Source organism: Chryseobacterium kimseyorum (genome assembly GCF_025971945.1).
Classification (GTDB): Bacteria; Bacteroidota; Bacteroidia; order Flavobacteriales; family Weeksellaceae; genus Chryseobacterium; species Chryseobacterium kimseyorum.
In genome coordinates this window covers 1-9189 of sequence record NZ_JAPDHW010000032.1, presented here as the reverse complement: position 1 = coordinate 9189, position 9189 = coordinate 1, and the positions used below count along the sequence as shown (strand labels likewise).

Genomic DNA, 9189 nt, shown 5'->3' with positions numbered 1-9189 from the left:
CTAAATAAGACTTCAACCATATATACGAGAAAGTATGACGTTTGGTTTTCACCTAAAAAATTTAATTACATTTTGATTTTGATATGTTTTGAAAGTATAAACATTGTTTATTTCTGCAGTAATATGTGATTTGTTGTGAGCATCTTTATACTTTAATCATTTCTATTACAAAATCCTCCCATTGTAATCTACTTCCACCAAATATTCCACCCCCAGCAACGAAAACATTCCTCAGCGAATCCCATACACCAACACTAGCGGTATTCGGACTTTCATTTCTGCCATGAACACTTAACTGAATATCACAACCTGAGCGGGCCAGAATAAAACTATTCGTGGCAGTTTGTTCATAAAAATGAGCAATGCCCCCATCCTTATTGTCTATACAGGGACATGGACGCATTTGAATATGGAGATACTCTATTAAAGGTTCGTGATGCTTCTCAACTTTTTCAATAACTACCCAGTCATACCCCTGTCCGGCTTTATTTCTTGGAGCCGGCATCTTAATTTTTACAAATAAAGTTTCCGCTGCAAGGTAGTGCCCACCTTTACCTTTTGAATCAATCAGATCAAAACTCACCGGTAACTTTCCTGCATTGATTTCCCAACTATTTATATTTAAAAGCTGTTCTGATAATTTTTTATATAAGTCCTCCGCACCAGACGGTGATGTACATACTTTGACGGCTACGGCATCTGTTGATGACCCTGCATTCTGTTCCGGTAATAAATGTTGAATGTTGATGAGGTATTTCGGGGTTTTAGACATATTCGATCAGTTTTTACAATGCTCAATCGCTCTACTAATTGTGTTGTATTAATTCAATATTTCAAAGCTATTACAATACCCCACTAACTTCTATGATCTAAGTCATATCATGAGCAACTACATCTACTTAAAGTTGAGATGACCAATGCTACATGCTATAAAATAAAAACATACTAATATGATGTATTTATCATGATGAGGTTTTTGGAAATAAGAAAACCTCTCTAGTGAGAGGTTTTCAATCAAAATAAATACATAACACTTATTTAAAATCTATAAGTCTACTATGATCCTTATTTCCACGGATCCAATACTACTTTTACGCAACCATCTTCCTTTTTATGGAATATTTCATATCCTTTAGCCACATCATCCAATGCTAAACGATGGGTAATAATATCATCAAGTTTAACCTGTCCAGTTTCTACATAATTCAGAAGTTTGTCAATAATCGGATGAACGGGAGCTTGTCCGGCTTTAATAGTTAAGCCTTTATCAAACATTTGTCCCACTCTGAAATTATCATAATTCATCGGATAAACACCAAGAATTGAAATAAAACCGCCTCTTTTGGCACCGCTCATACACGCTTCTATAACTTTTACCGAACCTTTCTCAAAATTAATAACGGCTTTAGCTCGGTCAATGAGATCTCTATCGGGTTCAAAACCAACCGCATCAATGCATACATCTGCACCACGTCCGTCTGTCATATCACGAATTTGTTCTACGGTTTGTTCTGCATTTTCCCAGAGGATCGTCTCACAGCCCGTCAATTTTGAGATCTGATCTAAACGGTACTGCTGAGTATCGATCACAATAACTTTTTTTGCATTGTGTAAAATAGCACTTTTTACCGCCATCGACCCAACAGGACCGGCACCAAAAATAGCCACCGTTTCGTCCCCTTTCAAATCTGCCCACATCACTCCGGTATAACCAGTAGGGAATATGTCAGTTAAGAATAAAACCTGTTCATCGGTCAGTGAGTCCGAAACTTTCCGAGGACCAAAGTTCGCATAAGGCACGCGAACATACTGCGCCTGTCCGCCGTCATAACCACCATACAAATCTGTGTAGCCAAACATTCCACCTCCTTTTTCTGTCATAATACCGCCTTCAGGTCCATAGTTTTGAGGATTGGAATGTTCGCAACCGGACGGCAGATCATGCTGACAAAAATAGCATCCTCCGCAGGCAATCGGGAAGGGAACAACAACACGGTCACCCACTTTCAGATGAGTGATATTGGCACCTACGTCCTCAATAATCCCCATAAATTCGTGTCCCATGACCATCGGACGTGCTTGCGGAATACCTCCGGTATACATATGTAGATCGCTGCCACATATTGCCGTGGAGGTTACTTTTAAAATAATGTCATTAGGATCTTTGATGATCGGGTCATCTACGATGTCACAGGTGATTTTACCCGGAGCGTGAAAAACTGCTGCTTTCATATTTCTTATTTTTGTTTTGGTTAGGTTATCTTAGTGAAGAAATTTCTATCCTTCCATCCCATTTCTTTCTTTTTCAAATTCCCAGACTCTATGATTAGCTATAGCGTCTACAAATAAATCATTGGCATCAGGATTATCTGCTGATATTACTCCTGGATCATCATGTTTCATTAGTGCTATATCTGTGAGATTCTTTAATTTCTCTGTATTTTCACCAAAATAAATGGCTTTACAATGACGAAAGGCCTCATTAATGAAATCAACGGTCATATTTTTATTTCCGGGTCTGGTAAATCCTTCGGCTGATTTCTCTCCAGCACAGACATACAGTGCGTCAAAACAGACACTTGATGTAGTGGATAAGGCGTGATCGGGAATATAAGCTTGGCCGTCTGAAGATTTCACCGGTGCTACAGAATCAGCAATGTATTGTACCACTCCACCTTGTCCTTCTAATTTTTCAATTAAACGGTCCGTTGAAGCTGCATCAAAACCATCGGTCATCATGAAACCTATGACGCGGCTTTCGATAGTATCTTTAACCGTATTGGCCATGCTCAAAGCTTTAGAAAATTTTGTTGCAGGCTCTATCTCTTTGCTTTGAAGGCTTGCCGAATCTGCATCCGCAGGGACACTTTGGTTGGGCTGGTTAAGAATCTTTACTTCAACTCCTAATCTAGAAGCAACATCATTGGCCAAATCTTTATCAACAAAAGCTAATTGCCCTACCATTCTTTCTCGGATTTCTGGAATCGTTACTTTTGAAAGTTCAAAAACTAAAGCATTTTGGAGGTGTGTCTTTTCAAATGTAGATTGGCTGTTAAAGAAAAGTTTTGCCTGTGAATAGTGATCGACAAAACTCGCACTTCGTGTTCTTACTTTGTGTCCTTCTATTCTCTCTTCCTGTGACGCAAAACCACCGTCTTTCATCATTGCCTGAAAAGGACAGCCACCGCCCATAGAGTTAGGTTCATAACTGACTTTTCCTTTCGCAATCTGCTGGCGCATATGACCATCACGCTGATTATTATGCACAGTTGTAATTGATCTGTTGATTGGAATCTCATGGAAATTTGGCGATCCCAATCTTGTCAGCTGAGTATCAGTATAAGAGAATAATCTGCCCTGTAAAAGCGGATCGTTACTGAAGTCGATTCCCGGAACGATATGACCCGGATGAAAAGCTACCTGCTCAGTTTCAGCAAAGAAGTTATCCGGATTTCTGTTTAAAGTCAATGTACCTACCAATTGAACTGGAACTAGCTCTTCAGGAACTAATTTTGTCGGATCCAATAAGTCAAAATCAAAATCGTGCTCATTTTCTTCAGGGATTAGCTGTACCCCAAAGTCCCATTCTGGAAATGCTCCGTTTTCAATAGCTTCCCAAAGATCTCTTCTGTGGAAATCCGGATCATTACCTGAAATTTTTTGAGCTTCCGGCCACGCAACAGAATGCACCCCTAATCTTGGTTTTAAGTGAATTTTAACAAAATGAACTTTACCTTCTTCATTGACAAATTTAAAAGAGTGGACTCCAAAACCTTCCATCATACGGTAACTACGAGGAATAGCACGATCACTCATAAGCCACATGATCATATGTGTACTTTCGGGCATCAATGAAATGAAATCCCAAAATGTGTTATGCGCTGAAGAAGCCTGAGGAATTTCATTGTCAGGCTCTGGTTTTACGGCATGTACCAGATCCGGAAACTTAATCGCATCCTGGATAAAAAAAACAGGGATATTATTGGCTACTAGGTCATAAATTCCTTCTTGGGTATAAAACTTTACCGAAAATCCTCTGACATCACGTGCCAGATCAGTACTTCCTCTACTTCCCGCCACCGTCGAAAATCTAACAAAAACGGGGGTTTCTTCATCGACATTGTTCAGAAACTTTGCTTTGGTATATTCTGCCAGACTTTTATTTAACTTAAAAACACCGTGCGCACCAGAACCTCTTGCATGAACAACTCTTTCAGGAATTCGTTCATGGTCAAAATGGGTAATTTTTTCTCTTAAAATAAAATCTTCCAAAAGAGAAGGTCCACGCTCGCCAGCCTTCAGCGAGTCCTGGTTGTTATTAATTTTAAGGCCCTGATTAGTTGTCAGCATTTCACCCGAATTGTCGGTGGTCGCATGTTGAAGCTGATCAATTTTTTCGTTCAAATGTTCATTTTTCATAATAATATTATAAGTGGTTGATCGTATATGTTATTTTGGATCGTGTAATGTTGAAGTGAAAGCTTGTTGATTATGGATTTTCTTGATGTGGCATATCCACAGGTTTTGATTCCGGTGACCCTTTTTGTCTTAGCCAGATCGACAGAATAACGATAGAAGCAACCGCTAAAAATTCGCTTTGCCAATTTTGCAGAGATTCAAACCAAAACCTAGAACTTTGAATGTACGCTTCCCATGGAAGGAGGGGTTTATCTTTCATCAACTGTTCGCTGTTAAATTCTTTTAAGCTTCCATAAAAATGAAGAATAAAACTGATTACAAACAGAATGAAAAAAGCGATGGATAATGAATTTTGATAAATCATCAAGACAAATCCTCCTTTCTTTACGGGCCATGGTGCGTCCCTGTGTGCAGCAGGATCGCGATCCACATCTTCTTTTCCTTCTAATGACTTGGATTCGCTAGACCCTTTCTGGCGTAATGATACTGTTAACAAAATATACAACATCATCTGCAGAAACTCACTCTCCCAATTCTCAAAAGTTGCCTGAATAAAATGACCGCTCGAAAGGTAGCTGACCAGGTTTAATGCAGGCTTTCCGTTCTCCAGTAATTCAGAATTCAGGGTCCGCCAACCTGTGAAGAATTGACCTCCCCAACATAGTACCATCAATAATAGTAATACAATGCTTAATCCATTCCGATAAAAAAACGAATATTGTTTCATGTTAATCTTTCTGTGACTGTGGCTTTTGCATTTCTCCCATTCTGTGGGCAGCCATACTTTCAGTACTAAGATTGCTCATAGCGACTGTCAATTTATTTTTTAATCCTGAAATAATTTTATCATCTCCCTTCATCATAGCTGTAAATCCATCTTTGGCTACTTCCTCTGCCGTTGAAAAATTTTCCCAATCTTCCATAATCTTACTGTTATTCATCAATGCTTTATTAAAAAAATCTGTTGCTGTAGGTCCTGGCAGTAATGCAGTAATGGTAATACCGGAATCTTTTAATTCTTCCCGTATCGCCTCAGACCATGACAATATAAATGCTTTTGTTCCGTGATAAACAGAATGCCACGGCCCTGGTGAAGTGCTGGCAATTGAAGCCAGATTTAAAATTTTTCCATAGCCTTTGTCCACCCTGTCCTTTAAAAATAATTTTGTTAATATAATGACCGCAGTTATATTTAAACTAATTATATCCAGTTCTCGGTTCAAATCAGTATCAACAAATTTTCCATACAGTCCCTGACCTGCATCATTTATTAAAACGGAAGGACTTATATTGTTTACTTTCAATTCAGCATACAATGAGTACACATCATCTGGGTAAAATAGATTTTTATTAAAAGTTGCTATTTTAACTCCAAAAGACTTTAACTCAGCGGCTGTATTATTTAGCGTTTCCTGATTGCGTCCTACAATTACTAAGTTATATCCGTCATTGGCTAAAAGCTTTGCCAGCTCTAAACCTATTCCGCTAGTTGCTCCTGTCACCAAAGCATATTCATTATTATTTTTTTCCATCGTTTTGCTTAAGTTTAATAAATTTATAGATACGAATTGACCTGTTTTAAAAACCGATTGTGGTTTTAAAAACATGTCAATTTCTTTACTAACACTTCGTATTAATGTGTAAGGTTTTTATTTAGATTCTCCCCCTGTATTTGTAGAATCGCTTTGAAGATTATCCGATGAATTCGGAGATGAAGTAGTTTTTTGCATCGCAGCATTTTGCGATTCTGTATGCAGACTGTCAGTAGGTGTTCCTGAAGAGTTGTTGGTAGGCATGCTGTTATTATCTGAGGCAGATACTGAATCTGAATTGTTCGACTGGTCCGTTGACGCTTCTTTTTTACAGCTAACAATTGCGATAGACATAATGATAGCTACTGTGATCACTTTTTTCATAATATTTTTTTTTGGTGTATTTCAAAGTTATTATAGAATGATAAAGTATATTATGACTTAGGTCATATATACACAACTAAAACTATTTTAATTTTAGTTCTTCATAGGTAATCATGCGCGACCATCTCGGCTAAGCTTTCGCAGGAGTCATTACTGAGACGGGAATGCAAAACCTTAAGATAGATTATGTAAGTCCCAAACAGTAATTTGGAAAGCCGGGAATAATTCTTAATCAATACGAAATAATTATACTAGTGCATAAAAATTGATATCGCATATCGATGCCTGTTGTAACGGGAAAGGTATGCACTCATATTTTTTCTAATGGACAATGACACACTAATCACAAAAATATTCACTATGAACCGAGACGGAAATACAACAAGTTTCTGGCAAGCGACTACAGCCGCTGAAAACAGTCAATCTGCAACAGAGTTTGCTCCCCAACATTTTGACACTATTATTGTTGGCGCCGGAATTACAGGAGTTACCTTAGCAAAGGAACTTCAAAATAGAGGACAAAAATGCCTGCTTATCGAAAAGGAAAATGTCGGCTTTGGAACCACAGGTGGAACTACGGCGCATATTAATAACTTTTTCGACTCCTCCTATGATGAAGTCATCTCAGATTTTGGTGAATATGGAGCCAAAACACTTGCCAGCGCTGCAAAGGATACCATAAAATATATAAAATCAAATATCATTAAGTATCACATTTCCTGTGAGTATAATGAATGCAGTTCATTTCTTTTCAGTGCGGAAGAAAAACAGAATGATCAACTTGAGAAAATTTTTGATTCTCATCAGAAAGTAGGTATTGAAACGGTAAAAGTTCATAACATACCGTTTTCGATACCTTTTGAAAATGCAATTGAAATTAAAGGACAGGCTCAGTTTCATCCGCTACGATATATCAATAAACTCATCAAAGAATTTGAAAGAGAAGGTGGAACTATTGTATCTGAAACTCAGGTGACAGATTTTGAAAATAGAGACGGAAAAGTCAAAGTGCTCACTAATAGTGACCATTACTTTTCTGCAAATAATTTGGTTTGGGCAACTCATATCCCACCTGGGAACAACCGTTTTAGTGTTTTACTGGCGCCTTACAGAAGTTATGCATTGACCGCAAAATTAGACAATCCTGTGGCGCAGATGGCTCAGACTGCAGATTTGTTTGATCCCTATCACTACGTCAGATACCATAAATCAAACGATGACTACTTTATTATTGTAGGAGGTTTTGACCATATGACTGGTGACGATGGGGACACTGAGCAACATTTTACTGATCTAACAGCGTATTTGGATGAACATTTTAAATACAACAATATTGTTGCAAAATGGTCGTCTCAATACTATGTACCGGCTGATGGTTTAGCCTATATAGGGCAGATGCCAGGAGAAAATAATATTTATATATCGACAGGTTATAATGGTAATGGAATGACTTTCGGATCTATGGCAGCACTGATTATTCCCGATTTGATGGAAGGTAAGACAACCCCGCTTTCAAATTTACTGTCACCGGCAAGAATCAAGCCTGTAGCCAGTGCGAGAAATGTTATATCGGAAGTTTTTAATGCAACGACCCACTTCGTCAAAGATAAATTTTCTGCAGAAAAATTAAAAGATCTTGATCTAATCGCTGCGGGGGAAGGTAAAATAATAAAACACGATGGTGATACTATTGCAGCATATAGAGACATGAAATCGAAACTTCATTTATTGAGTCCTGTCTGTCCGCACACCGGCTGTAATGTTGTCTGGAATCCTTCAGAAGTTACATGGGACTGTCCTTGTCACGGTTCTCGTTTCAGCATTGATGGCAGTTTATTGAACGGACCTGCAATGTCTGATCTTAAGAAAATAGATCAGGAATAGCAAATTTGGCTTCTAATGTCAACAAGTAAAGCCTTCTAAAAAGAAGGCTTTACTTGTTGACATTAAAAATGACCCTTTTTTATTTATAACATTCAGTGCACCTAGCTTCCTATAAAAGTCGTGTATCCATTCAGACATTTTGTTTCTGTTCATGACTTAGCCAAACTCCATCAAGAACCCCAATTTAACAATCTTGTATCGTTTCTGCGCGGTCTCTTAGGGTGAACCGTTTTACTTTCAAAGAATTTATTGATCATAATCTTCTTCTATAAACGGTCATATCCTGACATATTAGTGTCAACTCACTTTTTAAATGCATTTGCTGATCGGCACATTCAAAACCACCCATCAGGAAGCTTTTAAAAGGATTATTATTTAAAGCCAGAAAATCATTACTGAACATACTCTTCCCTACTTTTTAACTTTTTGAAAAGCGCCAATGACTGCGCCACTACCTGATCCATGTTATAATATTTGTAAGTACCTAGACGTCCGGTGAAAAATACATCCGGATGATCTTCTGATAGCCTTTTGTACTGATTGTAAATTTCCTGATTCTGCTTTCTCGGAATCGGATAATAAGGATCACCTTCAGCAGTCGGATATTCGTAAACGATGGTTGTTTTTTCGTTTTTCTGTCCTGTAAGAAATTTAAATTCAGTAATTCTGGTGTATAAATTTGAGGTAGGATAATTGACGGTTCCGGTCGCCTGATAGTTTTCCTGATTCAGGGTTTCAAATTTAAAATCAATAGAACGGTAAGGCAGTTTTCCGTAGCAGTAATCAAAATAAGAATCTATTGGACCCGTATAAATTAATGTTTTAAAAGGAATTACATCAACAATGTCCTTGTAATCTGTCTGAAGCATAATGCTGATATTTTTGTGCGACAGCATTTTTTTAAACATCTCAGTATAACCATTCTTTGGCATTGCCTGAAAAGTATCTGTAAAATAACGGTCATCTTTAT

8 protein-coding genes are annotated in these 9189 nt (G+C 37.8%); 1 reads left to right on the top strand and 7 read right to left on the bottom strand.

Annotated features, from left to right (window positions below):
- Positions 1-145: 145 nt before the first annotated feature.
- The 6 genes from OMO38_RS20005 to OMO38_RS19980 form a co-directional block, all read right to left on the bottom strand.
- Positions 146-772, bottom strand: coding sequence for a hypothetical protein (locus OMO38_RS20005; protein WP_264751949.1), 627 nt, complete (start codon positions 770-772; stop codon positions 146-148).
- Positions 773-1065: 293 nt separating this feature from the next.
- Positions 1066-2232 (bottom strand): zinc-dependent alcohol dehydrogenase, encoded by a 1167-nt coding sequence (locus OMO38_RS20000; RefSeq protein ID WP_264751948.1) that lies wholly within the window; start codon positions 2230-2232, stop codon positions 1066-1068.
- A 45-nt stretch (positions 2233-2277) separates the two neighbouring features.
- On the bottom strand, positions 2278-4419 hold the full coding sequence (locus OMO38_RS19995; protein ID WP_264751947.1) for a catalase: 2142 nt from the start codon (positions 4417-4419) through the stop codon (positions 2278-2280).
- Between the two features lie 70 nt (positions 4420-4489).
- A complete protein-coding gene (locus tag OMO38_RS19990) occupies positions 4490-5146 on the bottom strand; it encodes a DUF6766 family protein (RefSeq protein ID WP_319804261.1) in 657 nt (218 codons plus the stop codon).
- Position 5147: 1 nt separating this feature from the next.
- Entirely contained in the window at positions 5148-6026 is an 879-nt protein-coding gene (locus tag OMO38_RS19985) for an SDR family NAD(P)-dependent oxidoreductase (protein WP_264751945.1), read from the bottom strand.
- A 42-nt stretch (positions 6027-6068) separates the two neighbouring features.
- Positions 6069-6335, bottom strand: a complete 267-nt coding sequence (locus OMO38_RS19980; protein WP_264751944.1) for a hypothetical protein — start codon at positions 6333-6335, stop codon at positions 6069-6071.
- A 360-nt stretch (positions 6336-6695) separates the two neighbouring features.
- Between OMO38_RS19980 and OMO38_RS19975 the strand changes: the two genes are divergently transcribed.
- The gene (locus tag OMO38_RS19975) at positions 6696-8219 is read left to right on the top strand and encodes an FAD-dependent oxidoreductase (RefSeq protein WP_264751943.1); all 1524 of its coding nucleotides are present in this window, start codon (positions 6696-6698) and stop codon (positions 8217-8219) included.
- 392 nt (positions 8220-8611) lie between these two features.
- On the opposite strand, the gene OMO38_RS19970 is transcribed toward OMO38_RS19975, so the two are convergent.
- Positions 8612-9189: UDP-galactopyranose mutase (locus OMO38_RS19970; protein ID WP_264751942.1), on the bottom strand; the 578-nt coding region annotated here is incomplete at its 5' end.